Annotated in this window: 26 protein-coding genes; 14 read left to right on the top strand and 12 right to left on the bottom strand. The window is 38.5% G+C overall.

Going from position 1 to position 25,278, the window contains the following annotated elements:
• Position 1 precedes the first annotated feature (1 nt).
• From DBR40_RS22830 to DBR40_RS22810, 5 genes are all read right to left on the bottom strand, one after another.
• Positions 2–736: a type III pantothenate kinase gene (locus tag DBR40_RS22830; RefSeq protein ID WP_124562048.1), complete on the bottom strand. Its 735-nt coding sequence runs from the start codon at positions 734–736 to the stop codon at positions 2–4.
• A 153-nt stretch (positions 737–889) separates the two neighbouring features.
• Entirely contained in the window at positions 890–1,870 is a 981-nt protein-coding gene (locus tag DBR40_RS22825; RefSeq protein WP_124562047.1) for a DUF6427 family protein, read from the bottom strand.
• An 85-nt stretch (positions 1,871–1,955) separates the two neighbouring features.
• Positions 1,956–2,945: a glycosyltransferase family protein gene (locus DBR40_RS22820; protein WP_124562046.1), complete on the bottom strand. Its 990-nt coding sequence runs from the start codon at positions 2,943–2,945 to the stop codon at positions 1,956–1,958.
• A 21-nt stretch (positions 2,946–2,966) separates the two neighbouring features.
• Positions 2,967–3,821 carry a UDP-2,3-diacylglucosamine diphosphatase gene (locus DBR40_RS22815; protein ID WP_124562045.1) on the bottom strand — a complete coding sequence of 285 codons (855 nt, stop codon included), beginning with the start codon at positions 3,819–3,821 and terminating at the stop codon, positions 2,967–2,969.
• A 379-nt stretch (positions 3,822–4,200) separates the two neighbouring features.
• Positions 4,201–6,702, bottom strand: a complete 2,502-nt coding sequence (locus tag DBR40_RS22810; protein WP_124562044.1) for a YfhO family protein — start codon at positions 6,700–6,702, stop codon at positions 4,201–4,203.
• 129 nt (positions 6,703–6,831) lie between these two features.
• On the opposite strand from DBR40_RS22810, the gene DBR40_RS22805 reads away from it, so the two are divergent.
• From DBR40_RS22805 to DBR40_RS22785, 5 genes are all read left to right on the top strand, one after another.
• Positions 6,832–7,932 (top strand): alginate lyase family protein, encoded by a 1,101-nt coding sequence (locus DBR40_RS22805; protein WP_124562043.1) that lies wholly within the window; start codon positions 6,832–6,834, stop codon positions 7,930–7,932.
• A gap of 47 nt (positions 7,933–7,979) precedes the next feature.
• Positions 7,980–8,486, top strand: coding sequence for a GbsR/MarR family transcriptional regulator (locus DBR40_RS22800; protein WP_124562042.1), 507 nt, complete (start codon positions 7,980–7,982; stop codon positions 8,484–8,486).
• 151 nt (positions 8,487–8,637) lie between these two features.
• On the top strand, positions 8,638–9,453 hold the full coding sequence (locus DBR40_RS22795) for a DUF393 domain-containing protein (RefSeq protein WP_124562041.1): 816 nt from the start codon (positions 8,638–8,640) through the stop codon (positions 9,451–9,453).
• Positions 9,454–9,457: 4 nt separating this feature from the next.
• Positions 9,458–10,375 (top strand): TIGR01777 family oxidoreductase, encoded by a 918-nt coding sequence (locus tag DBR40_RS22790; protein WP_124562040.1) that lies wholly within the window; start codon positions 9,458–9,460, stop codon positions 10,373–10,375.
• Positions 10,376–10,422: 47 nt separating this feature from the next.
• Positions 10,423–10,875 (top strand): SRPBCC family protein, encoded by a 453-nt coding sequence (locus DBR40_RS22785; protein WP_124562039.1) that lies wholly within the window; start codon positions 10,423–10,425, stop codon positions 10,873–10,875.
• Between the two features lie 34 nt (positions 10,876–10,909).
• On the opposite strand, the gene DBR40_RS22780 is transcribed toward DBR40_RS22785, so the two are convergent.
• The 7 genes from DBR40_RS22780 to DBR40_RS22750 form a co-directional block, all read right to left on the bottom strand.
• Entirely contained in the window at positions 10,910–11,161 is a 252-nt protein-coding gene (locus DBR40_RS22780) for a DUF4834 family protein (protein WP_124562038.1), read from the bottom strand.
• A gap of 105 nt (positions 11,162–11,266) precedes the next feature.
• Complete coding sequence (locus DBR40_RS22775) at positions 11,267–11,809, bottom strand: hypothetical protein (RefSeq protein ID WP_124562037.1); 543 nt, start codon at positions 11,807–11,809, stop codon at positions 11,267–11,269.
• Positions 11,809–12,006 (bottom strand): YwbE family protein, encoded by a 198-nt coding sequence (locus DBR40_RS22770; RefSeq protein WP_090766720.1) that lies wholly within the window; start codon positions 12,004–12,006, stop codon positions 11,809–11,811. The genes DBR40_RS22775 and DBR40_RS22770 overlap by 1 nt, the downstream gene beginning before the upstream one ends.
• 56 nt (positions 12,007–12,062) lie before the next feature.
• Positions 12,063–13,355: a DUF3472 domain-containing protein gene (locus tag DBR40_RS22765; protein ID WP_124562036.1), complete on the bottom strand. Its 1,293-nt coding sequence runs from the start codon at positions 13,353–13,355 to the stop codon at positions 12,063–12,065.
• Between the two features lie 77 nt (positions 13,356–13,432).
• Entirely contained in the window at positions 13,433–15,475 is a 2,043-nt protein-coding gene (gene uvrB, locus DBR40_RS22760; protein WP_124562035.1) for an excinuclease ABC subunit UvrB, read from the bottom strand.
• 153 nt (positions 15,476–15,628) lie between these two features.
• On the bottom strand, positions 15,629–18,001 hold the full coding sequence (locus DBR40_RS22755; RefSeq protein WP_124562034.1) for a M1 family metallopeptidase: 2,373 nt from the start codon (positions 17,999–18,001) through the stop codon (positions 15,629–15,631).
• An 11-nt stretch (positions 18,002–18,012) separates the two neighbouring features.
• A complete protein-coding gene (locus tag DBR40_RS22750) occupies positions 18,013–18,597 on the bottom strand; it encodes a HupE/UreJ family protein (RefSeq protein WP_124562033.1) in 585 nt (194 codons plus the stop codon).
• A 240-nt stretch (positions 18,598–18,837) separates the two neighbouring features.
• Here DBR40_RS22750 and DBR40_RS22745 point away from each other — a divergent pair, with 240 nt between their 5' ends.
• The 9 genes from DBR40_RS22745 (at position 18,838) to DBR40_RS22705 (ending at position 25,256) form a co-directional block, all read left to right on the top strand.
• The gene (locus DBR40_RS22745) at positions 18,838–19,503 is read left to right on the top strand and encodes a class I SAM-dependent methyltransferase (protein ID WP_124562032.1); all 666 of its coding nucleotides are present in this window, start codon (positions 18,838–18,840) and stop codon (positions 19,501–19,503) included.
• A gap of 43 nt (positions 19,504–19,546) precedes the next feature.
• Positions 19,547–20,053, top strand: a complete 507-nt coding sequence (locus DBR40_RS22740) for a DUF6702 family protein (protein ID WP_124562031.1) — start codon at positions 19,547–19,549, stop codon at positions 20,051–20,053.
• Between the two features lie 133 nt (positions 20,054–20,186).
• Positions 20,187–21,455: a DUF7033 domain-containing protein gene (locus tag DBR40_RS22735; protein ID WP_124562030.1), complete on the top strand. Its 1,269-nt coding sequence runs from the start codon at positions 20,187–20,189 to the stop codon at positions 21,453–21,455.
• Positions 21,456–21,548: 93 nt separating this feature from the next.
• Complete coding sequence (upp, locus tag DBR40_RS22730) at positions 21,549–22,193, top strand: uracil phosphoribosyltransferase (RefSeq protein ID WP_124562029.1); 645 nt, start codon at positions 21,549–21,551, stop codon at positions 22,191–22,193.
• A 28-nt stretch (positions 22,194–22,221) separates the two neighbouring features.
• Entirely contained in the window at positions 22,222–22,539 is a 318-nt protein-coding gene (locus DBR40_RS22725; RefSeq protein WP_124562028.1) for a low molecular weight protein tyrosine phosphatase family protein, read from the top strand.
• Between the two features lie 47 nt (positions 22,540–22,586).
• Positions 22,587–23,276, top strand: coding sequence for a YjjG family noncanonical pyrimidine nucleotidase (locus DBR40_RS22720; RefSeq protein WP_124562027.1), 690 nt, complete (start codon positions 22,587–22,589; stop codon positions 23,274–23,276).
• 78 nt (positions 23,277–23,354) lie between these two features.
• The gene (locus tag DBR40_RS22715; protein ID WP_124562026.1) at positions 23,355–24,059 is read left to right on the top strand and encodes a DUF4476 domain-containing protein; all 705 of its coding nucleotides are present in this window, start codon (positions 23,355–23,357) and stop codon (positions 24,057–24,059) included.
• Positions 24,060–24,077: 18 nt separating this feature from the next.
• Entirely contained in the window at positions 24,078–24,596 is a 519-nt protein-coding gene (locus tag DBR40_RS22710) for a DinB family protein (protein ID WP_124562025.1), read from the top strand.
• Positions 24,597–24,638: 42 nt separating this feature from the next.
• Entirely contained in the window at positions 24,639–25,256 is a 618-nt protein-coding gene (locus DBR40_RS22705; RefSeq protein WP_124562024.1) for a hypothetical protein, read from the top strand.
• The last annotated feature ends 22 nt before the right edge of the window (positions 25,257–25,278 follow it).

Below are 25,278 nucleotides of genomic sequence, written 5' to 3'. Positions count from 1 at the left end.
TTTAATCTGCAATAGCTTCATTTAATCCTTTTAATACCAAGTAGGGATCTTTTATAATTTGAGGCGCAAAGATGCTGTTTTGTAATTGCTTATACAAAAAATTAGCATCGCCACCGGTTATAATTACCTTCAAAGCACTCTCTTTTTTATTATTTAGGGCAATAAAGCCTTCAATTTCATTTATTACACCTTGTAAAACGCCATTTTTAATTGCCGATTGTGTGTCAGTCCCTTCTGTTATTTCTTCCTGCTCATTCCACTCTACCAAAGGCAGGCGTCCGGTAAATTCGTGTACTGCCCTGAAACGCATATTAATCCCCGGACTGATGCTTCCACCAAAATATGCTTTTGATAGGCTTAAAACATCGTAGGTGATGCATGTCCCCGCATCTACAATTAAGCTGGCACTTGCCGGGAATAATCCGTTTGCACCCAAAACAGCAGCCCATCTATCTAATCCTAAAGTGGCAGGCGTTTTATATCTGTTTTGCACACCATTGGTTAACAAGGCCGAAAAACGCGTATATTCAGTATGTTTTTTTAAAAACCCCTCAAGCTGGCTAATTTCCTGATTAACACTGCTTATAATTGATTTATTTGGTGAAAATTTCTCTATCAGCTGAGCCAGATCAATAATCCCAAGTTTATTAAAACGCTGATGGTGAACGATTTCTTTATTTAAAAAAACAGCCACCTTAGCAGCAGAATTTCCAATATCAATGCTTAACGTGCGCATTTAAAATTTCTCTTTATCAATTTTATACTTTAGAAATTCCGAAGATCTCAATTCTATCCATCAAATTAAAACTTAAAAAAGCTTTAACGCTAAAATCATGCACAAAGCTATTAATCTTTGTCAAGTTTCGTTCCAGTTATTTGTTAAAAAAGGTTAAACAAACAGAAAGTACTGCACCGAAAGCACGAACAAGAGGAACAAAGTTTCGTAAAACCAGCGCTTTTTGGCATTGCTAAAATAGTAAGCTAACAGTACTGCCCCCGGTGGCACGCAAAGCAGAAAATGCCAGGTACGAAAATTAGGTTTGAGGTAAAAACTAACAATAGCCACAATAAACATGAAAAAAAGCAATTGAAAACTTTTCCGCGTACTGATAAAACTCCTGAAGAAATTTTCGCGCAATTGTAACGATGCCAGGATAATGATAATGGCTACCGGAATAAGCACCAAATAATCGTTATAGTTGATTTTAAACACCGATGGAAACTTATTACCCAAAGGTTTCCAGATTTGATAAAAAGAGCTCAAATTATCTTTCCAATAGTAAAATACGGCAAGGAAAAAGAATACGGTAATAAAACCGATTAGCCCGGCTACCCATTCGCGCCAGTTAAACGACCTAAAAAGCAGTAATGCTAAAAAAATCATGAGCAGCATGCCCATAAAAGGGAAATAAACCAGGGTACCAATGGCAATGATCATCCCGATATCGAAAACCGTGGTTATAGAATTGGCACTTTTTCCCAGTTTTAAAAACTTATCGATAATCCAGATGAGCAGGAAATTACAAATCAGCGCCGGATTTAAAGTCATAAATGGCATAAACAAACTTGTGCCCGTTACAAACATTAATCCGGGCAAAAAACTTGGTTTACCCAATAAGTTATGATTGTTTACAACCCTGTTAAAAATTAAGGCCTGCACATAAACCAAAACCGCCGCAATAAAAATATTCGTTTGTGCTGTAAAAGCATTATCGAGATCTACGTTGATCAATAAGCGGGCAAAAGGCTCCAGAAAATCGAAGTTTAACTGCGAAGGTGTTTCATAAAAGATAGCCATACGCATAAAAAATGTGTAGGCCAGCAAAAATATGAGGTTAACTGGATTTAGCTTTCTAAACTGATTAATCATGCCTTTTTAACGATTAGGCAAAGTAAAGAAAATAATTTAACTCCAAAGAGCAGAAAACTTAAAGACTGAAGTCAAAAGCTGAAAGCTAGATCCTGGCATATTTTTTCACCATATCATCAATAATCTGGGCAGTTTCATCTGGAAAATTAAATTCGTGTTTTTGGGGATTTTCTACCCAGTCTTTAACAATTGGCAACCAGTTGCGGCTGCTTCCCCAAATAACCGGCAAACCAAACTGCTTTAAGGCATAAGCGTTGCACTGCTGTTCAAACTGAAAACGCATAGGGGCAACCAACAATTTTTTCTTTAAATAAAGTGCCTCGGCTGGCCCTTCAAAACCACCACCCGTAAATAAACCTTCGCAGCTAGCTAAGCTTTTATTGAATTTTTCGTTGTTTACAGGCTCTACAAAAACATTGCCTTCCTGATAAGCTACTTTACTGTGTTTAGAAAAAACTTCCCATTTCACATTCGGGATCTGGGTAAAAAGCTTTACCAAACGTTTATCATCAATAGCCGGAAGATACACCGTGTAATGCCCCAAATTTATACTTTCCAGGTTTCTGATTTCGGCCCTGATTACCGGCGTATGGATAAAAGTATCGTAACGATCGAAATGGAAGCCAATATGATATTTGGTGGGGGCATAACGGCTTAAAATCAGTTTTCCCCAGTCCAAAGTTTTCGGCCGTGGTACTTTTTTCGATTTAAAAGCGGCCTGATGGCTTAATGAAACGCATTCAATGCCCTGCAGCTTACATGCCCAGGCGCTTACCGGCTCAAAGTCATTAACAATCAGGTTATAATCTTTCAGGGGAAGCTGTTTCATGTCTTTTCTAAAGCGGAAAAGATTCATGTTCAGCCAGGTTTTATAATGGTCTACACCACCTTTTTTGCCAAAAATAAAGCTAAAACCATGCAACTGGTATTTTACCGGCTGACTGAGTTTAACATCGGCCTGTGTGCCGCTCACTAAAATATCAAGCTCACCATATTTTTGGAGCAAAGGAATAATTTCCCTGGCCCTGCTAATATGTCCATTTCCGGTTCCCTGTATCGCGTAAAGTATCTTCATTTTATGCCCGAATATCTAAAATTATTGGGCAATTTCATATTTTATATTCTGCAAAAGAATATTTATATCCAGTTTACTCTTCAAATCTTCGGCGTCAGACAGGAGTCCTTCGTCCAATTCATCTTTGATAAAATGCTGATGCTCATATTTAAAAACCGTCCAATTTTGGTTTTCATATTCTAAAGCGGTTAAACTTTCTACCCAATCACCACTGTTTAAATAGGTAACACTTCCTTCATCGGTAGCAATTTCCCTTTTTTCGGCCTGGTGGATATGTCCGCAAACTACGTATTGATAACCTTTTTCAATCGCCAGTTCAGCTGCAGTTTGTTCAAAACTGTTAATGAATTTAACAGCATCTTTAAATTTAGCTTTTATTTTTTTCGAGAAACTCATTTTTTCTCTTCTTAGTGCCGTTAATACCCAGTTTACAAAACTATTGATCAGAATTAAGGTATCGTAACCTACCGCACCCAGTTTGGCCAGCCATTTAGAATGTTGCATGGTCACATCAAACACATCACCATGAAAAAACCAGGCTTTTTTACCGTCGAGTTCTAAAATTAGTTTATTCTGAAGATGGAATGTACCCATTTCCATACCATCAAATTTGCGGAGCATCTCATCGTGGTTGCCAGTTAAATAATGCACCTGCACGCCTTCCGAAACAAACTTCATCAGCTTACGGATGACTTTCATGTGCGATTCGGGCCAGTAACTTTTGCTAAACTGCCAGATATCAATGATATCGCCATTTAAAATCAATGTTTTGGGTTTAATACTTTTAAGATACTTTAAAAGCTCTTTAGCATGGCAGCCATAGGTGCCCAAATGCACGTCGGAGATCACGACTACATCAACATTTCTCTTGTCCATAAACGGGAAATTTTAGGGGGAAGAATCTTATTACCGCCCTGTTTAGGCAGTTCCAGTATAAATTAGATGTGTTACCACTCCTCTTCCTCATCGAGTTTTACCTCAAAAGGGCTAAAGAAATAAAGTACAACAATCAATAAACACACGGCAAAGAAAGATTCTAACATATCATCTGATTTTACAACACAAAGGTAAGATGCTGTTTATCAAACAAATGTTACCACATTGTTAAATTATTATTCAATCGGATAATGTCTGTTAAAAGAGGTTAATTGTATAAGCTGGTAATTGCTGAGTTAGTTTGATAAACAGAATTTTTCATCAACAAAAAAGCCCCATAAGATCGAAATCCTATGGGGCTTGTATACTAAAACGCAACTTAGGCCTTGGCCTTAACTGCTTTCTTTTTCTTCTTCTCTTCGTTATAAAACCCGAAACCTAATCCCGCTAACAAGAGGATAGAACCTGCCAACGAAATTTTCTCACCCGCATAGTAAGCTGTTGGATGGAAAATAAATTCGAGTTTGTGGTTACCTGCTTCCAGTTGGGCAGCACGTAAAACATAATCAGCTCTGAAGTATGGTTTTTCTACACCGTCGATATACATTTTCCAGCCTTCCTTGTAGTAAATCTCAGAGAAAACGGCAATTACATCTTTAGCAGAAGAATACTCGTAAGTTAAATGATCAGGATTGTAAGTAGTTAAGCGAATAAAACCTTCCTGGCCAGTGCCTAAACGTTTGGTATCGATTAAATCTTTGTAACTCTCATCAACAATAGCTTCTTTTTTAGCATCGAAACTGCTGATGGCTTTCATTTCCTCATCAGAATTCTTTGCAAACTGCACACTTTGTACAAACCACGCATTACCGGCGGCCGTTGCATTGCGCTGCATTTTATAAGATCCGTTTTGAGGATCTTGTGTAATGATGTATTTGGTATTTAACATGTCCAGCACATCCTGGTTGATGCTTTTGGTCATTTGCTTATCTACCAGTTCCTGGAAACGTTTTAACCTTGCAGAGTGGAAACCACCAACTGTTTTATGGAAATAAGAAGTTTCTGCACTTTTAAACGGATCGCCCAATGATAAGTCGAAAACCCTAAAGTTGGGATCCTTATCAGCCGAAATAAAATTATCTACATCACGCGGCTGATAATGGCTGGCCAGATCCGATTTGTTTACAAAATTCTGGTTGTTTAAATAACGGCGGTCTACCTGCCATAAATCGATTAAAACAAACAAAGCCAGCAAACCAAAAGCCAGTTGCATGTTCATTTTTTTGGTGATAAATGCCCAAGTAATACCAAAACCAATGGTAACGAACAACAAGGTACGCAAAGCATCAGCACGCGCCAAAGCAACGCGATCTGCAACAATGGCATTTAAAATTTCCATTGCAGCACCTCTGTTATTCTGTAAAGTTTGGGTTAATGCATCTAAAACCTGTGCCTGATTGGCTTGCGTAAAGCTGAAAAACGCAGTTGGAATTACAGCAATAATTAAAGCAAAGCCACCGGTAATACCAGCCGACCAGATTAAGCGTTGCACCAGATATTTCTGATCGTATTTTCCTTCTTGCGCTTCCTTAACAGCCAAAATAGCCAACAAAGGAACCAGGAAGCCTACAATTGCCAATATTGATTCTACTGCTCTGAATTTATTATAACCAGGCAGATAATCAAAGAAAATATCGGAGATAAATGGCAAGTTACTTCCAAAAGAAAGGAACATTAATAAAATACTTGTCCCTAAAATCCACCATTTCCAACGGTGTTTAACAATAAATAAGCCAAACACAAAAAGGAAACAAATAATAGCGCCAAAATAGTAAGGACCTGCAGTACCCGGCTTATTTCCCCAGTACTGGTTGGTTCCAAGGTTTTGGGCCATGTAACCAATAGCCTGACGTGGGTCTACACCTGAAAGATTCTTTTCAACTGCTTTATAGGTATTGCTTTCAGGTTTAATGATTTCATCGATACTGCTTGCACCACCATAAATGTTAGGAATTAAGAAAGAGAAACTTTCGCCAACACCTTGACTCCACTGGTAAGCATATTCTTTATCTAATCCATTTGATGGCTCAGCTTTATCGGTAGTAAGGTTAGATTTACCACGAATGGTTTCTTTACCATACTGATAGGTGGTCCACAAGGTACCTGCATTTACCAGCACCGATAAAAAAATACCCGCTACAATATAGGCAATAGCTTTACCAAATGTAGCCAGTTGCTTAGCTTTAAAGGCATGATAAAGTTCTATACCAGCCAAAATAGCCAACGCCATAAACAAATAATAGGTCATTTGGATGTGGTTAGAGCGGATTTCTAACGCCATAAACAAGGCCAGTAAACTAGCCCCAACCAAATAACGGCCTCGCAGCGTAAGAATTATCGCTGCCAATATAGGGGCAAAGAAGCCTATAGCCAACGCCTTGTTACTATGCCCGGCAGCAATAATAATGAAGTTGTACGAAGTAAACGCAAAAGCAATGGCGCCTGCCGCAGCAAGCCATGGGTTTATTTTTAGTACGCAGAATAATAAATAAGCACCTAAAAGATAAAGTAAAACCGTTCCCACTGGATCAGGAAATACACCTTTTATTACATCGATACCATAAGTAGTAATGTTTAGAGGATATTGAACCCAGATTTGATAAGCGGGCATACCGCCAAACATCTGGTTGGTCCAAAGAGGTCCTTTACCATCTTTTTCCTTAATATCCATAATTTCTTTCTGCATGGCTTTTGCCTGCAAAACATCGCCTTGTTGTGGCGCTTTACCCTGTAAAACAGGACTGAAGTAGGCAAATGTAATGACTACAAAAAATGCAATAATGGCCAGGTGTATGCCATTTTTATTAAACCAGTTATTCATTAAGGTTTGTTTAAGTTTAAACGAACGTCAAAAATAAAAAAATGGGCGGTATAAAAAAGTAATAAATTAAATGCATCGCGAATAAAAACTAGATTTGTATTAGAGAATAAAAATTCAATCTATTTAAAGATGAGAAAGTTTGCTGCGACAATCGTATTACTAAGTCTGGCATTAACTGCTTTTTCGCAAGTGGTTAGCCTAAATAACAATGAAATTAAAAAACTTAAAACCCAACTTAAAAACAACTCCGAATCTCAAAAATTATATGCAGGCTTCGCAAAAAATGCATTAAACTACCTCGAAGAGCAACCTAATCCTGTTGATACCATCCGTACTGAAGGTTTACTGAAAGGTAATCCTAAAAAAGAACGCACACGGCTGGCACTGGCCGATATGAACAAAATGTTTGCACTGGCTTTGCAATATCGTTTAAGTGATGACCAAAAATATCTCCACAAATGTGTAGAATTTCTTGAAGCCTGGGCAAAAACAAACCGACCCAACGGCGATCCGATCGACGATACCAACCTGAATGAAGCTGTAGAAGCATACGACCTGATTAAAACAGACATCAAACCTCAAGCTAAAAACACAATTGAAAAGTGGCTTGCTGAAACTGCGCTAACTGAAATTAACAGCAAGCGAATGAAAGCGGGAAGAGCCACAGCCATTAACAACTGGAATGCTCACCGCTTAAAAGTAGTTGGCGAAATTGGCTACGCATTAAACAATTCTGATTTCATTATCTGGACTATCGATAACCTCAAAAGCCACATCAACATTAACTTATATGCCGACGGTACCAGCCTGGATTTTAAAGAACGTGATGCCATGCACTACCACATTTACGATTTAGAACCCATGCTAAGGCTAGCCATTATGATTGACCGCGCGAGAGGAATCAATTTTTACAGCTACGAATCGCCAAAAGGTTCATCGATTCAAAAATCTGTTAACTGGCTAATACCTTACATAAAAGGCGAAAAACAGCACGAAGAATATGTAAATACGACTGTAAAGTTCGACCGGGACCGGGCTAAAAATAACGAAGCAGGATTTGCACCGGGTACCATGTTTAAACCAGAACTGGCATTGCCGGTATTGAAATTAGCGATTTATTTTGACCCGACTTTAATCGGGGTGCTCCAATCGGTTAATGGTAAAGAAAAAAGCTGGATGGGTATTTTGGATCAGTTGCAAAGGGATAGCAATAAATTTCAAAATAATTAAACTTTCAATAATTCTTGAAAGTTTAATAAAACAATTTATATTTGTGTATGGAATTAGCAGCAGCAAAGTTAAAATTTATAGAAGCCTGGGGCAAACTGGGTTCAGAATGGGGCATTAACCGTACCATGGCACAGGTACATGCTTTGTTGCTAATTTCTGCAGATGCACTTACCACTGAAGAGATAATGGAAACGCTGAGTATCTCGAGGGGAAATGCCAACATGACCCTCCGCGATTTGATTAGCTGGGGACTAATTGAAAAACAACACAAAGCTGGTGAACGTAAAGAGTACTTCTTTGCCGACAAAGACGTGTGGAACATTGCCCGCCAGGTAGCCAAAGAACGTAAAAAAAGAGAACTTGAACCAGTTTTAAAGGTATTAAATGAACTCTCGAACGTTGAAGGAGATGATAAAGATCCGGAGTTTAAGACTTTCAAAAAATCGATTACGGATATAAACAAATTGGCTGGTAATGTTGACAAAACTTTGGAAACCATGCTTAAAGCAGAAGAAAACTGGTTCTGGGGATCAATATTGAAGGTGTTTAAGTAAATGGGAGAAGAGCCAGGTATCGAGTACCAAATGCAGGATGTAAGAATTAAGTAGTAAGTATCAAGAAAGAGCTAAGCTAGTGTATTAAACCTAGCTTTATTTTTCAAGCGTATGTTTCAATATTTACTGAAAATACTAAAATTTAAATAAAATGAAAACACTCCAAAATCACGTTATCCTGTTCGATAATGAATGTCCAATGTGCTATGCCTATACCCAAACATTTATTAAAACCGGCATGCTGGATAAAAAGGGGCGTGAAGCTTATCAAAACATGCCCGCCAATATCTGCCCGCTGGTTGATCGTCAGCGAGCAGCCAATGAAATTGCACTGGTAAATACCCTAACCGGCGAGGTAACTTATGGTATACAAAGCCTGTTTAAAATTATTAGTCATGCCTTACCCATCTTCAAAACACTCTTTTCATTTGGCCCTTTTGTTTATTTGATGCAAAAATTTTATGCTTTTATATCTTACAACAGAAAAATTATTATCCCTGCAAAAGTTAAAGTAAATACAACGCAGCCCAGTTTTAAAATTCAATATCGCATTGCTTATTTATTGTTCACCTGGCTGGTTACAGCCTATATTTTAACCGCTTACGCTCATCTGTTAACCCGATTTGTACCTTTGGGTGCCAGTTACCGCGAATATCTGATCTGCGGCGGGCAAATGTTTTTTCAAGGCATCATTATCCTTTTTTACCAGAAAGATAACCTTTGGGATTATCTGGGTAACATGATGACCATTTCTTTCACGGGAGCACTTTTGTTTTTACCTATGCTGGTAGCTTCTCATTATTTTCAAATCAATCCCATATTATTTATCCTCTATTTTTTAATGATTGCAGGACTCATGTTTCTGGAGCATTTGCGCCGAAGCAAAATTTTAAACCTGAGTTGGGTCATGAGCATTACCTGGGCACTTTACCGTTTAATTGTTTTAGTACTAATCTTATTATTTTAAAATCATGAAGTACAGAAAAATTGTCCTGGCTGGGGGAAATGGTTATTTGGGTGGCGTGCTAGCTAAACATCTCAGTTTAATAACGGATGAAATCGTTATCCTTTCGAGGAAAGCCCAGCCAAAAAACGGGAATGTTGAAACTATAGTTTGGGATGGAAAAACAACAGACGAGTGGACTAAGGCGCTCAAAAACGCCGACCTACTTGTAAATCTTTGCGGCAAAAATGTAAACTGCAGGTACACCGCCAAAAATAGGGAAGAAATTATCCAATCAAGGTTGCAACCAACAACTTTGTTGGAAAAGGTAATACAGAAAATGGATAACCCACCTAATCTATGGATCAATATTAGTTCTGCAACTATATATCGCCATGCTGAAGACCGCTATCAGGATGAAATTAATGGAGAAATAGGGACAGGTTTTTCAGTAGAGGTATGTAAGGCCTGGGAAAGCAGCTTTTTTGAAAATAGTACTCCTCATACGAGGAAAATAGCTTTAAGGACGGGCATAGTGCTCGGTAAAGAAGATGGCGCCTTTCCGAGGTTGTTAAATCTTACAAGGACAGGCATGGGTGGCAGGCAGGGCAACGGTGAGCAGTATGTAAGCTGGGTGCATGAGCAAGATGTAGCCTTGTGTATTGAATGGTTACTCGAACAGGAAAAAATTAGCGGTATTATTAACTGTACGGCTCCAGAGCCTGTTAAAAACCATGTTCTAATGTCACAAATTAGGAAAACTTGTGGAATAAACTTTGGATTACCAACACCTGCCTGGTTATTGGCAATAGGTGCAAAGATTATAGGCACCGAAACCGAACTGATTTTAAAAAGCAGGTGGGTTAAGCCTACAATTTTATTAAATAATGACTTTGAATTTAAACACCCAACCATTGAGCGTGCAGTTAAAGATATTTTAAAATAAGTTTTGTATGCCTAACCGGATCAATTAGAAAACTCAAAACGAAAGTGATGCCAACCATATTGCTAAAAACAAGAATTTATGCACCAATAGAAAAGTGCTTCGATTTATCCAGAGATTTAGACCTGCACATGGAATCAATGAAAGATAGTAAAGAAAAAATTATTGCCGGAAGATCGAATGGTTTAATCGGACTTGGCGAAGAGGTTACCTGGCAAGCCAGGCATTTTGGGCTAAGTTTTAACATGACAAACAAAATTACGGCAATGAAACCTCCGTTTTATTTTGTTGATGAAATGCTAAGTGGGCCTTTTAAAACACTCCACCATCAACACCATTTCACTTTAGCAGATGCCTATACGGAAATGACAGATATTTTTGCATTCCAATCTCCCATGGGCACACTTGGTCGCTTGGTGGATCTATTATTTTTGAAGCGGTATATGCATAAATTATTAATTGCCCGAAATCAAGTCATAAAATCAGTGGCAGAGCGACCATAAACAAAAACCCCTGAAACAAGTTCAGGGTTCAATTTTATTTTACTTCTTCGTAATCCACAAAGTCACCAAGTTTATCCGTTTTACTTTGATGGGGTTTTGGAGGCATATAATCTATTGAAATAGAACCTTCTGGTTTAGACCTTCTTTGTTGTTGCTGTTGACCTGTGGCCTGACTTTGCATTTTACTTGCCAAGTTATTAAACAGCATAGGTAGTATCAATCTGACCAACATTCTGATCAGCCAAAGCACTAATATTGTTATGAAAATGAATTTTATTAATGTCATGTTAATAATTTACGCTTATTACAAATATAGACGTAGCAAAATTTATTTTGTTACTTTTTAGGTCTTTAATTGCATTTTGATTACAAATATAATACGTAAAAAGGCTTATAAAGGTTTTAACCATACTTTTATGAATTTTTCTCTGTTGGATAATTTATCTTCTGACTGAATCACTTTTACATCTTTTATAATATCATTAGTAATATAAAAGTCGTCATAAGTAACCAATCTTTTTAATTCAATAAAAATTGGCAGATTCCAATAGTTCTTTTTAATTCGATACTCTTTTAATAGCTGTTTAATATTTAAGAGCTTAATATCTTTTTTTAGGGTAATCTCTATTAAACCGTTTTTTGCAGCTGGTCCATATTTATCAGTTCCCTGGCTATCCTTTACCACATTTATCACTTCGACACTTGTGTGCCTAATAAATTCAAACGCTCTTGCTCCGTTTAGTACAGTATTGTTTATGACAAACAATGGTCGATTAGCAACTACACCGACCCTTGATGGTGCACAGATCCTGATCTTTCCTGTATCTGATGAGGGGGCATTTTCAACAGGGCTCCTATTCAATGAATCGGATACCTGAGCCGAGGCGGAACCCGTAAGGACAAAAATTAAAAAGCCAAAATAAAGGTGTTTCATCAATCTTCAACAATTTCAGCAACGCGGCCTACCTGGCCATCTTCGAGCCGAACTTTTATTCCCCGAGAGTGGAATGCGGATGAAGTAAGAAGATCTTTAACGATACCGTAGGTAATGTTTCCCGATCTTTGATCTTTCTTCAAAATAATTCCGACTTCTAATCCCGGATAAATATCTTTTCTGTTCTGCCCGTCCATTGTGCTGTATTGTGATGATGAATAAAACACCAAAATTCCACAATAATTTTGAATATCTATGGTAATTTACTGAAATCTATTTCTGGCTGCTTACCAACAGTGGTTCTGTTCAATACTTTTCTTGGCGAGGTGTAATCGTTAAAAAAGCCACCATTTTTCAGGTAAAAAGCTCCTTTGTCAATCCCACCCTGATAATCCATCCGGTAACCTTTCATGCCGGTGTTATCGGTAGTAAACCTGGCCGATTTTAATTCTGTCCAAACGCCTTTATCATCGCAGATCCATTGGTTATTAAACAAAACTTTTCTGGATAAATCTCCTTGTACAGGCGAAAAATTTTCTAAAAAGGAATGGAAACGTTTTAAATAAGTTTTGGTTTGTGACCTGGTAAAGCAGGCTATTAACTGCCATTTATTGGTTTCGGGTGCAAAAAAGTAAGCGGTATAAGTAGTTAGGCTATCTTTTCCCGGAACGCCATGGAGTAAAAATTTATAGGTATTTCCTGCTTTCCACATATAGTTTAAATAGCTCTGACCGCCTGCTCCTTCATTACCAAATTCGCCGGTATGCACATTCTCACCTTTCTTAAGCATTTTAATTTTGTGCGATTCAGGGATGCTTTTAGGATCGTCGGTATTAAAAGGACTCCAAACCGAAAACAGGATATGTCTTTCGGTAGGACTGTTAACCTGCATCCCAAAATAACCTTCGCCAAAGCCATTGGCCATAAAATAAGAACCCAGAATATCTTCTCCTTTTGGCACGGTAACTTCGTTATAATACCATTCGGCATTTACATTTTCAGGTTGTAGATAGTTTAAATGAACAGATGGTCCGCGACGGCCCCAATGAAAGAAATTGCCTTCGTTATTTTTAACATAGGCTGTTTTGCCTTCAATAGCCGATCCGTTGATTACCAAATTTGCAATGGAAGGAAACTTGTTTCCGCTTTTACTTAAACCCTTAATGGTTAAGGCAACGTATCCGGTATCTTTAACCGTCCACTCGCCAATTTTGCCATCAAAAGCTTTACTTTCATCAAAATTTACTTTTTTAGGTTGATTATTGATTGAAAATTCAATAGTTGACTGACCATCAACAAGTGGCTTTTCATTAAGCGAAACAATCACCGTACCTGGCTTAGAAACCCTGAAATAAGCGGTGAAATACTCTTTTTGGTTTGACCAGTTTACTATTCCCCTGTTGGATAAGGTTCTCTCAGAATCCTCGTGAAGCGAACTGTATGCATTACCTGCTAATGGGAGCGTAATATTTGCTTGATTTTGGGCATAACCATCCAGCCCGATAGCGCCGAGTACGATCAGCGTTACTAGTTTTAAAGATTTCATTTAATGATTTTTAGATAACTCGTTGAAGTGCAATTCTAATTCAAATTATTGAAAAATCAGGCATTAAAACTAAAACGTTACTTACTAAATTTTTCGTTAAACATTTTCTCAAGCGCAAACATTTCATCACGCAACTTTGCAGCTTGTAAAAAGTCCATCTCTTTGGCAGCCTTCTGCATATCCTTACGGGTATTGTCAATTGCACGCTGCATTTCTCCCTTGCCCATATATTGAACAATTGGATCGGCAGCAATGCTGATTTCGGCATTTTCGATATAAGCCCTGGCTTTATTATCGCTTGCTTTTTGAGAGAAATCGAGGACAGAAGTCTGTTCTAAAATTGCTTCGCGCGATTTGCCTACCGTTTTAGGTGTAATACCATGCTCAAGGTTGTAAGCAATCTGTTTTTCCCGACGCCGGTTAGTTTCGTCGATGGTTTTCTCCATACTGTCTGTCATACCATCAGCATACATGATAACCCTTCCTTTATCGTTACGTGCAGCACGGCCAATGGTTTGAATTAACGATTTCTCTGAACGCAAAAAGCCTTCCTTATCGGCATCCAAAATGGCAACCAATGTTACTTCGGGTAAATCCAAACCTTCACGTAAAAGGTTAATACCAACCAACACATCAAACTCACCCAATCGCAGACCACGAAGAATCTCTACACGTTCCAGAGTCTTAATTTCAGAGTGGATATACCGTGTTTTTATATTCAAACGGTCCAGATATTTGGTTAACTCTTCGGCCATACGCTTGGTTAAAGTTGTTACCAAAATACGCCCGCCATCTTTAATAGTCAGGTCTATTTCATCCAGTAAATCATCAACCTGGTTAATGGCTGGTCTGATCTCGATAATTGGATCTAACAAGCCGGTTGGTCTGATTACCTGCTCTATTACTACACCTTCTGATTTTTCCAGTTCATACTCGGCTGGTGTTGCGCTTACGTAAATGGTTTGTGGGGCAAGTGCTTCAAATTCATTAAAATTTAACGGTCTGTTATCCAGCGCAGCCGGCAAACGGAAACCATATTCAACCAACGAAAGTTTACGTGACCTGTCTCCTCCGTACATGGCCCTGATTTGCGGCACCGTAACATGACTTTCATCAATCACCATTAAATAATCATCAGGAAAGTAGTCTAACAAACAAAATGGGCGCATACCCGGCTGCCTGCCGTCGAAAAAACGCGAGTAATTTTCAATACCTGAGCAATAGCCCAGTTCTTTCATCATTTCGATATCAAAATTAGTCCGCTCTTCTAAACGCTTGGCTTCGAGTAAATGCCTGTCGGCAATTAACTGGTTCTTTCTGATCTCCAGTTCTTCCTGAATACCCCAGATAGAAGAATTGAAGCGATCTTTAGGCGTAACGAAAAGATTGGCCGGATAAATGGCCATATCTTCTAATTTTTCTAAAGTTTTACCCGAAACCGGATCAATGGAGGACAGCTCTTCAATGTCATCTCCAAAAAATGAAATGCGGTAGGCATGATCGAGGTACGCAGGATAAATATCCACAGTATCGCCCTTAACCCTAAATGTTCCGCGTTTAAAATCAGTTGTGGTACGCGAATATAAAATCTCCACCAAACTGTGTAAAAAAGCATTTCTCGAAATCCTTAGTCCAACCCCAAAACGGAAAACCATTTTAGAAAAATCTTCGGGGTTACCCATACCGTAAATACAGGAAATAGAGGATACGACAATAATGTCGCGCCTGCCACTCATTAAAGATGATGTGGTGCGCAAGCGCAGCTTTTCTATCTCTTCGTTAATGCTCAGGTCTTTTTCGATGTAGGTATTACTTGAAGCAATAAACGCCTCTGGCTGATAATAATCGTAGTAAGAAACAAAGTAATTGACAGAATTTTCGGGGAAGAAATTCTTAAACTCGCCGTAAAGCTGGGCAGCCAGTGTTTTATTGTGGCTTAAAATTAATGTTGGCTTTTGGGTTTGTTCAATTACGTTAGCTACCGTAAAGGTTTTGCCTGATCCGGTTACACCAAGTAAAGTTTGATAATGTTCGTTAGCGTTTACACCATCAACCAGTTGTTTGATGGCATTGGGTTGATCTCCGGTAGGTTGGTATTCTGAGGTGATTTTAAATTTCATTGGTAACCAAATTTACTGAAATTTTATGATGCTAAACAATTTAGCATGCTTTATTCAACCATCGAAAAGTAATTTTGTGTGGGTGAATTGAAAAAATACTTAAACTGCTTACAAATAAAAAATCCCCGCTGAGGCTCAACGGGGATTTTCTTGTTATTTACTTGCAGCCTGCTGCATTGGGTTCTTCCCAACCGACTGGCCTCTAACGGCACCACCGGTTTTGGCTTTGTAAACTCTAAATTTACTTTCTTTTGCTTTACCACCCCAGCCATTGTTACTGGTATCGATATCAGCTGTTTCACGTAATGGATCTACTAAAATGGAAGCCACTTCCTTATCTTTTACGTAAAATTTAGAAGTTTTCAATTCATTGTGTCTCCAAATCTGCGCAGGGATACGATCAATTTCTTTGGTGCCATCTTTATAGGTAAACTCAACAATGATTGGCATAACCAAACCGCCTTTATTGCTAAAACTTAGCTCGTAAAGGAATTTGTTTTCATATTTATCCTGATCAGCAGATGCGACTACTTCAACAGGAACAGCTCCTTCCATTTTGGTTACCACAGTGGTATCGATGCTCACCATTCCTCTATCGTATTTATAATAGAAATCCTGAGCGGCAGTATTTTTATCTACATAGAAATTGATTTTCTTGTCTTCGCGGTTTCTGATTTTCGAAATATCTTCAAAGGCATTTACAGCAGGCTTATCAATCTTAACCATTCTAGATCTTGCTGCAGGCACTTCTTTCGGGAAATCGGCTTTTGCAAATTTCACACTGTCCAAAGCAATATCACATGGATCGGTTCCGTAAAACCAACCTCTCCAAAACCAATCTAAATCCTCACCACTGGCATCTTCCATGGTACGGAAAAGATCGGCAGGTTCTGGGTGTTTAAAAGCCCATCTTCTGGCATACTCTTTAAATGCGTAGTCAAATAGTTCTCTGCCCATAATCGTTTCGCGAAGAATATTTAAACCAGTTGCAGGTTTTGAATAGGCATTCGGGCCAAAACGAGCAATATTTTCTGAATTGGTCATAATTGGTTCCAACTCATCTTTTGGCAGTTTCATGTAATCTACAATGGTATAAGCCGGTCCTTTTTTACTTGGGAATTTATTGTCCCAAAGCTCTTCTGTTAAATACTCAACAAAGGAATTTAAACCTTCATCCATCCAAGTCCATTGACGCTCATCACTATTTACAATCATCGGGAAAAAGTTGTGTCCAACTTCATGAATAATTACACCCAGCATCCCATTTTTGGTGCTCTCACTGTAAGTCCCATCTGCATCTGTACGACCATAGTTGAAACAGATCATCGGATATTCCATTCCATTAGCTGCCTCAATACTTTGCGCAACCGGATATGGATAAGGGATCGTAAAATCAGAATAGGTTTTAATGGTATGGGCTACGGCACGGGTAGAAAATTTGCTATACAAATTGTAGGCTTCTTTTCCATAAAAGCTCATGCACATTACGGTATTGTTATTAGCCTGTATTTTTTGAGGCATGGCATCCCAGATAAACTTACGTGAAGAGGTCCAGGCGAAATCGCGCACATTGTTTGCGTTGAAAACCCAGGTCTTTTTAGCGGCCGATTTCTTAGCTTCGGCAGCTTTAGCCTCAGCTAAAGTCTGAATTTCAACTGGCGCTGCAGCAGTTTTGGCTGCATTATATCTGCTTAACTGAGTTGGGTTTAAAACCGCACTGTAGTTAATACATTCGCCGGTTGAGCCTACAAGGTGATCAGCCGGAACGGTCATTTGCACTTTAAAATCGCCAAAGGTTAAGGCAAATTCGCCTCTTCCTGTAAACTGATGGTTTTGCCATCCCTGAAAATCGCTGTATACACATAAACGTGGGTACCATTGAGTCATGGTAAACAAATAATTCCCGTCAGCCGGGAAAAACTCGTAACCTCCACGGCCGCCAACAGCCATACGGTCTGTAATTTTATAGTTCCAATCTATGTTGAAAATCAATTTCTGTCCGGTCCTTAACGCAACAGGTAAATCAACACGCATCATGGTTTTGTTAACGGTATATTTTAAATTTTTACCCGTAGCATCAGTTAATTTAGTAATATTTATACCGTTACCATTATTGCCTTTTGCACTTAACTGATCTAAACTTTGTGTGGTGCCAAAAGCAGGCATTTTAGTTGCATCCTGGTAATTGGCATTTTTATCGGTACTGTGTTCGTTTTCATCGAGTTGCAGCCAAATGTAAGTTAACGGATCGGGCGAGTTGTTGGTGTAGGTTACCGTTTCTGACCCGGTGAGTAACAGGTTTTTCTCATCCAATTCACATTTGATGTTATAATCGGCACGTTGTTGCCAATATTTAACCCCTGGTGCGCCACTGGCAGTACGTTGTTCGTTTGGTGTAGGTAAAATGGTACCCAATTGTTCAAATTTATTCCCGTGGTTACTACCAGGATTATTCTGAGTATTTTGGGCAAAAGCTAAACTACCTGAAAAAAGTAGCAAGCCTGTTAAAGTAAACAGTTTATTCATTATGATGTTAGTTAAAATGGAATTCGTTCTAAAGCCATTTTTAAAGCCAGGCTAAATACGGCTGCCGATATAAATAAAACCCAGCTCAGGCGCTTGATCCGGGTATAATTAAAAATTAAAAAGGTAATGAACAATACAATCATTACTAGAAAAATCTGCCCTGCTTCCAGGCCAACATTAAAGCCAAAGAGCCCCCAACCTATATTTTGGTCTTTGGCCAGCATCATTCTGATGGAATTGGCAAAGCCCATTCCATGTATTAAACCAAAACCCAGGGCCAGGGAATAGTTAATTTTAACCGATTTCAATGAAAAGTTCTTTCTGAACATATTACTGATTGCGGTAATTACAATGGTACAGGGGATTAAAAACTCTACCCATTTACTATCGAACCTGATGTAATCTAAAACACTTAAAAGCAAAGTTAGCGAATGACCAATGGTAAAGGCGGTAACCAATATGAGTACTTGTTTCAGATTTTTGTAGCTGTAAATGGCAACAAGTGCCAAAACAAAAAGCTGATGATCCAAAGCATCAATACTGATAATGTGTTCCCAACCTAGTTTAAAATAAAAGACAAAATCTTGTAACGGCATGAATAGTAAGCTAACTATCTCGGTTAAAAATAGTTTATAAAGACTAAAATTATACTTTTAATTACAAAAACACCAAATATCCTTTACAGAAAACGATAAATCCCAAATTTGTTACTGTTTTTAAAACAGCTAGTTCTAAGAAACACCTGTATTTACAGTTGTAAACTAAATTGTTGTTTCATTATACAGGGCCAACAAGGTATATTGGTACGGGTAATTTATTTCATTTTATATGGTGTTATGCTAAGGCTTAAATATTATTTTCAAAAGCCCCAAAAGGGTTTTGATCCTGTTCCAAAAGCCTTTGCAGAAAAATATGCGGCCAACGAATACAGAAAGGTAGATGGTGCGGTTATAGATGCAATAAATACCCGTGTAACCGATTTCAGGGATAAAAGTATTTTGGACCTGGGAGCAGGCCCGGGCCAGTACAGTATTGAATTCGCCAAAAGGGGCGCGAAAGTTACCTGGCATGACATTAGCCGCAATTATTTGGAGATCGCTAAAAACAAAGCTGAAAGCGAAAGCATAGCGCTAAACTTTTCGCTGGGTTACCTGGAAGAGGCACGGGGTAAATACGACATGATTTTTAACCGGATATGCTGGTACTACTGCATTAACGATGATCAGTTTGCCACACGTATTTATAACCTGGTTAAAAAAAATGGCTTCGGTTTTATTGTTGTTAATAACGAAAAATTTCTTCAGGAAGAACTCACAAAAGAACGCGGATTAAAAAAAATAATTATCAGACTCAGTTACTGGATCAACGAAAATTTTAATATTAAACTTACACACGTACATCCCTCACACCAGAAACTGAGCAGAATATTTGCCCGTTTAGATTTTAAAAGCCTGCAGGTAGAACGCCTCGGACATAACACCTTGATTACATTTAACAAGTAGCCAATTTATCTGTTAACTTTGCGTTATAGTCCAAAATATACCTATGCGTAAATTAAAATTTGTTGTTCTGCTGTTGTGTTGTACATTTTTTGCTGTTGAGGCAGGCATTAAGCACCCTTTACATGTGAGTACTACAGAAGTAAATTTTAATGCAAAAGACAAAACGCTTGAAATTAGCTGCAAAATTTTTTCAGATGATTTTGAATCGATTCTAGCCAGATTATACAAACAAAAAACAGACTTAAGCAACCCCAACATGAAAAACGCGATGGATGAGCTGGTTAAAAAATACTTGTTATCGCATTTGCAGGTTAAGGCCAATGGAAAAGTAACAACCATGAATTATATTGGCTTTGAAATAGACCACGAAGCCACCAATATTTACATGGAAGTTGAAAAAATATCAGCTGTAAAATCGATTGAAATTAACAATACCATTCTCTACGACCTATTTGATGACCAGATGAGTATTGTACATATTGTGAAAGGTCCTGTCCGTAAAAGCAGCAAAATACTCTACCCTGAAAAGAAGTTTGTGGCAAACTTTTAATTGTATTTTTTGTATTAGATAATGGTTAGGCGTTAGATTACCATTAATTTTAGTAGCTATATTATTTAAGTTAGTATGAGCTGAGGAATATTTCTTGTTATCTTTTTTTAAATCCGTATTGTTAAAATAAGTTATGCACCTAATCATCTTCTCCAACATATTAACGCCTCGGATTAAATATATTTTCAGTTTTATTTTTAAGGATATACTGAAAACAGAAGTGGAATTTACAGGCAATAGTCAGTATTTTCTGCAAAGCGACTGTGTAAAAATCAACTATGGCGATGAAGCCCTGGGTGATGAACTTTTCTTTAAAAGTACACCGTTGCTCTTCTCCAAAAAACTCGAAGAAATCAAACTTAAAAGCATTTCGTTTGGCGATTACCAGGTTCCGTTTGCGGTAGAGGGCTCTGCATTGACTTTTGATGTTTTTGCAGCTTCATTTTTCATCATCAGCAGGTATGAAGAATATCTCCATCAAAAAACTTCTGCAACGGATTTTAACCCCGCTAAAAGCCGGCAACACAAATGGCGGGTTTTAAACCGGCCGGTTATCGATGAATGGGCATTGATCATCAAGAGCATGATCCTGAAAAAGCATCCGAATTTTAAATTCCATGAGAAAAAATTCTATCATCAACCCACCATCAATTTCAACATTACACCCAAAATGCCGAAAGGTGTTTTAAATAAGGCCAGATTTATTTTCAGTTCGGTTTTCAAAAAGGAAAACGGCTATTTCCGTTCAAAATTTGATCAGCTAACAGGTGTTAGTGTAAAAAGTGAAGAGGTACTGTATCAGGTAAACCAGCTATTCCTTACTAAAAAACACCAGCCTTTATACTTTGTAGATTTCCCATCAGTACCATTAGCTCACAGTAACATAAATGGGATCTCAAAAGCCCTTACCGCGAAAGCAGTTGGATTATTAAGGCCATGTGCAAGCGACAAACATAAAATAAACGAAATTAAAGATGGCCTGGCAAAGCTGAAGAAAATTCGTCCGAATATAGTTCCTTTAAGCAGCCAACAATTGGAAATTTTAAAATTTCCGGTCTGTTATTTGAACATCCTCAATTCTGGCATCACTACCGATTATTCTATGGGTTACAGCACAGTACCCGGTTTCAGGGCAGGAACCTGCACACCTTTTAACTGGTACGATTTACAACTCGAAAAGGTTACGCCTTTAACTGTAAACCCTTACTGCCTAACCGACCACATGCTTCAGCATTTAACTACCGACGACGCTATAAAAACGGTGAACCAATATGTAGATGCGGTAAAAGTGGTAAACGGCACTTTTTACAGCAGCTGGCAGCTAAAAAGTTTATCTGAGAACCCTAAGTATAAAAAACTAAAAAGAGTGTTTAATGAGATGCTTAATTACGCCGGCAATTGATTTTAATTTAAATTCTTAAGCTTAAAATTGCTAAATTTAGGGCAGAAAACCTGTTATCGTCTATCTTTAAACAGGCACAGCAAAACCAATATTATGATTTTCGATCTAAGCAAAACCCAGTCTATCGCCAATACCTTTATTGCCGAACTTCGGGATGAAAATATCCAGAAAGACTCGATGCGTTTTCGAAAAAATATGGAAAGGGTTGGAGAATTTTTTGCTTACGAGATCAGTAAATCACTTAAATATACATCCACAGAAATCACTACCCCACTTGGATTGTCAACATGCGAAGTATTAACCGAACAACCTGTGCTGGCTACCATACTCCGTGCAGGTTTGCCATTACAGCAGGGTTTACTTAACATTTTCGATAAAGCACCGTGCTGTTTCATTTCGGCCTACCGGAAAGTTAAAAAGAGTGGCGATTTTATTATCCAGATGGATTATGTTTCTACGCCCGATCTGGAAGGCAGGGTTTTGATTATGGCCGACCCGATGCTAGCCACGGGCCAAAGTATGGTGATGTGTTGTAAAGAGTTGATTAACCGCTATAAAATTGCCGAACTTCATATTGTTGCCGCCATAGCCAGTACTGAAGGCGTTACCCATGTTAGGGCCAATTTGCCTAAAGCAAAACTTTGGCTTGGGGCCATTGATGAAGAAATGACCAGCAAATCGTACATTGTTCCAGGTTTAGGCGATGCCGGCGACCTGGCTTACGGAGAAAAGGTTTAATTAGCAGCCTTCTTAAAATCCATAACCTGTGAATATTCTATTTGTATGCAGTAGAAATAAATGGCGCAGTGCCACTGCTGAAACACTATATAAAAACCATCCCGATCATGATGTGCGGTCGGCTGGCACCGCATCATCTGCCAGGATCAAAATCAACGCAAAACTCATTTTGTGGGCCGATGTAATTTTTGTAATGGAGAAAAAGCATAAACAAATCCTTACCGAACGTTTCGAAGACGAAACGTTGGAGAAAGAAATCATCATCCTGAACATCCCAGATGATTATGAGTATATGGACGAAGAACTCGTGGAAGATATTCAATCAAAAATGACAGCTTATTTATAATTCCAGCCGCAATAGCACCTACCTTTGCAAAAACTACAATTACATTAATGAAAAAACATATCTTCTTCGACCTCGATCACACCATTTGGGATTTTGATCGCAATGCCGAAGAAACACTGAAAGAGCTTTACCAGACCTATAAATTAGATACACTGGGTATTACATCCTGTAGCGATTTTATTAGCATTTACACCGAAAACAATCATTTGCTATGGGCCGATTATCATTTGGGAAAAATTACCAAAGATTTTTTAAGGGCAGAGCGATTCAGTAAAACCTTCATTCAATTGGGTATCCATCCAGATGCTGTACCACACCAGTTTGAAGCTGATTACGTAAACATTTCACCAACAAAAACCAATTTGTTTGCAGGTGCCGAGCAGGTATTGACCTATCTACAACAAAAATATACCCTGCATATTATTTCGAATGGATTTAAGGAAACAACCTTAACCAAAATGAATTTATCGAAGCTAAATCCTTATTTCGAAAATGTAATTATATCGGAAGATGTTGGCGTTAACAAACCCAACCCTATTATTTTCGAATATGCACTCGATAAAGCAAAAGCACTAAAAGCTGAAAGCATTATGATTGGCGACAGTCTTGAAGCAGATATTTATGGCGCATTAAACTTTGGCATGGAAGCCATCTTTTTCAACCCTATGGAAAAAGAAAAACCTGAAGATGTGACGCATCAAATTGTTCACCTTGAAGAGTTGTTGAAACTTTTTTAAGTTTACTCCTCTTTTGTTTGGTTTTGGCATTGCTTTGGCAAAGGTTTCAATACACACACAAATGAAACCTTAATTAACATGAAAAAAACCATCTTATTAGGCCTGGTAATGCTCTTTGCTACCCTAAGTTTTGCTCAAAACAACCGCAGTGCAGCTGAAGTATTCCTGCAAATTACCAAACCCGGCAAGTATATGGTATACTTAGACGATGAACTTGTGGGATCGGCTACGGGCAGATTCCGTTTTTACGATGTATACAATTCTAAACCCGAGCTGTCTATAATGCAGGGCGATAGATTAATCTTAAAAGAGCCGATTAACGTAAATGCACAGGAGCGTCTCGTTTTAGGCTTCGATAACGGCAAGCTAAATGTAATTAAACAGCTTAGCCTGTTCCGCAACAATCAATACGCTTTAGATGATTTTTATGGCTATAGCGGAGACCCCAAAGGTGATATTTCTCTAAGACCAGACAGAGGACAAGTGAGGAATTACAATTTAATGTCTCCTGAAGCCTTTCAGCAGTACTTTAGTTTGTACAAAAAAGAAAGATTCGATGACGGCAGATCGAGGTTAATCAAAGCAACAAGTAAAAATGCTACTTTTATCACTGAGCAAGTAAAATACCTGCTCAAAGAATTTTCTTTCGACGATCAGCGTTTAGAGACTGCCAAACATCTGTATTCAAAAACTTTAGATAAACAAAACTATACCTTATTGGCCGAGACATTCAGGTTCTCATCCAGTAAAGATGATTTTTTGAATTTCATTGCTAAAGAATAATTCGCTTATCTTTATTATATGAGGGCTGCAAAAATAAAGGCATCGATACATAAAACGGTCGATGCTTATAAATCAAAACTATCTGCTTATGCTGACGATATTTTTCAGCAGCAACCACCTATAGCTGGCTGGAGTTACAGCGAAGTATATTCGCATATTTTCGATTCAAGCCTGCTATCGTTAATGGCTTTAGAACATGCAGCAAAAGGCAAAGGCGAAAATAAACCTACTCATTTTGCTGTTAAACTCATTTTGCTTTTAGGTGCGCTCCCTCCGGCGCAGCAATATAAAGTACCTCAAAGGCTGGCCGACAGGGTAAAAAAAATCAGCAAAACAGAAGCACTCGATTTTATTTTAGAGTTTGAAGAGGCTTTAGCTGACAACTATCCTTTGGTTGGCTTAGCTACCGCCACCTGCAAAACCAAGCATCCACGACTAGGTTATTTAAATGCCAAACAATGGCTAAGGTTTATCGAAATTCATTTAAAACATCACCTCAGGCAGTTAGAAAGAATAGAAAAGAGTTTTCAGGCGTAAATTAATTTCACCATATTTGAGTAATCCTTAACACTCAACCTCATGAAGAACGCTTTTTATCTGTTAGCCCTTGTTTTTTGTTGCGCCTGTAAAAGCGAAAAAAAAGAAACCGCACAGGCCATGATTCCCACACCTGCGGGGATACAGGGACTGCAGAAAGGCAATACAACAGCAGCTCCATCAGTCAGCACAAAAAGTAATCTTATTTTTAATCCACCACATGGAGAGGCCGGCCATACCTGTGCATTGGCAGTTGGAGCGCCGTTAAATAGAACCGCTGCCGTTCAACCCAAACAAGCAGTTGTAACCCAACCTGCTCCGGCACCCGCAGTGCCTGTAGCCAATACCGCAGGTAAAAAATTAAATCCCAAACATGGCGAAGCTGGTCATCGGTGCGATATTGCAGTGGGTGCTCCCTTAGATTCGAAACCTTTAGCTGTAGCAAAAACAACTACGGTTCAGCCAACAGTTACACAAGTTTCGAACATTAAAGTGGGCAAGGGCTTAAACCCACCTCATGGACAACCCAACCACCGTTGCGACATTGCCGTTGGTGCTCCATTAAACAGCAAACCTGGCCCAATCGTAGTTCCCCCTCCGGCTGTCGAAACCAAAACACCGGAAACCAAAACCATAGAAACGAAAAGTGAAGGAAAATAGTCATTGCATAATTTGAATTTTC

Origin of the sequence: Pedobacter sp. KBW01 (genome assembly GCF_003852395.1) — a bacterium.
In the GTDB taxonomy this organism is placed as follows: Bacteria; Bacteroidota; Bacteroidia; order Sphingobacteriales; family Sphingobacteriaceae; genus Pedobacter.
This window is presented reverse-complemented; position numbering and strand designations above follow the sequence as displayed.

Bases quoted from the DNA above. Each gene is read 5' to 3' on its own strand.
- DBR40_RS22820 (WP_124562046.1), bottom strand. From the start codon at position 2,945: ATGAAGATACTTTACGCGATACAGGGAACCGGAAATGGACATATTAGC.
- DBR40_RS22750 (WP_124562033.1), bottom strand. From the start codon at position 18,597: ATGCCGTTACAAGATTTTGTCTTTTATTTTAAACTAGGTTGGGAACAC.
- DBR40_RS22780 (WP_124562038.1), bottom strand. From the start codon at position 11,161: ATGACATTAATAAAATTCATTTTCATAACAATATTAGTGCTTTGGCTG.
- DBR40_RS22745 (WP_124562032.1), top strand. From the start codon at position 18,838: ATGCTAAGGCTTAAATATTATTTTCAAAAGCCCCAAAAGGGTTTTGAT.
- DBR40_RS22830 (WP_124562048.1), bottom strand. From the start codon at position 736: ATGCGCACGTTAAGCATTGATATTGGAAATTCTGCTGCTAAGGTGGCT.
- DBR40_RS22740 (WP_124562031.1), top strand. From the start codon at position 19,547: ATGCGTAAATTAAAATTTGTTGTTCTGCTGTTGTGTTGTACATTTTTT.
- DBR40_RS22805 (WP_124562043.1), top strand. From the start codon at position 6,832: ATGAGAAAGTTTGCTGCGACAATCGTATTACTAAGTCTGGCATTAACT.
- DBR40_RS22795 (WP_124562041.1), top strand. From the start codon at position 8,638: ATGAAAACACTCCAAAATCACGTTATCCTGTTCGATAATGAATGTCCA.
- DBR40_RS22765 (WP_124562036.1), bottom strand. From the start codon at position 13,355: ATGAAATCTTTAAAACTAGTAACGCTGATCGTACTCGGCGCTATCGGG.
- DBR40_RS22800 (WP_124562042.1), top strand. From the start codon at position 7,980: ATGGAATTAGCAGCAGCAAAGTTAAAATTTATAGAAGCCTGGGGCAAA.
- DBR40_RS22815 (WP_124562045.1), bottom strand. From the start codon at position 3,821: ATGGACAAGAGAAATGTTGATGTAGTCGTGATCTCCGACGTGCATTTG.
- DBR40_RS22710 (WP_124562025.1), top strand. From the start codon at position 24,078: ATGAGGGCTGCAAAAATAAAGGCATCGATACATAAAACGGTCGATGCT.
- DBR40_RS22720 (WP_124562027.1), top strand. From the start codon at position 22,587: ATGAAAAAACATATCTTCTTCGACCTCGATCACACCATTTGGGATTTT.
- DBR40_RS22715 (WP_124562026.1), top strand. From the start codon at position 23,355: ATGAAAAAAACCATCTTATTAGGCCTGGTAATGCTCTTTGCTACCCTA.
- DBR40_RS22770 (WP_090766720.1), bottom strand. From the start codon at position 12,006: ATGGACGGGCAGAACAGAAAAGATATTTATCCGGGATTAGAAGTCGGA.
- DBR40_RS22735 (WP_124562030.1), top strand. From the start codon at position 20,187: ATGCACCTAATCATCTTCTCCAACATATTAACGCCTCGGATTAAATAT.
- DBR40_RS22790 (WP_124562040.1), top strand. From the start codon at position 9,458: ATGAAGTACAGAAAAATTGTCCTGGCTGGGGGAAATGGTTATTTGGGT.
- DBR40_RS22705 (WP_124562024.1), top strand. From the start codon at position 24,639: ATGAAGAACGCTTTTTATCTGTTAGCCCTTGTTTTTTGTTGCGCCTGT.
- uvrB (WP_124562035.1), bottom strand. From the start codon at position 15,475: ATGAAATTTAAAATCACCTCAGAATACCAACCTACCGGAGATCAACCC.
- DBR40_RS22825 (WP_124562047.1), bottom strand. From the start codon at position 1,870: ATGATTAATCAGTTTAGAAAGCTAAATCCAGTTAACCTCATATTTTTG.
- DBR40_RS22755 (WP_124562034.1), bottom strand. From the start codon at position 18,001: ATGAATAAACTGTTTACTTTAACAGGCTTGCTACTTTTTTCAGGTAGT.
- DBR40_RS22785 (WP_124562039.1), top strand. From the start codon at position 10,423: ATGCCAACCATATTGCTAAAAACAAGAATTTATGCACCAATAGAAAAG.
- upp (WP_124562029.1), top strand. From the start codon at position 21,549: ATGATTTTCGATCTAAGCAAAACCCAGTCTATCGCCAATACCTTTATT.
- DBR40_RS22775 (WP_124562037.1), bottom strand. From the start codon at position 11,809: ATGAAACACCTTTATTTTGGCTTTTTAATTTTTGTCCTTACGGGTTCC.
- DBR40_RS22810 (WP_124562044.1), bottom strand. From the start codon at position 6,702: ATGAATAACTGGTTTAATAAAAATGGCATACACCTGGCCATTATTGCA.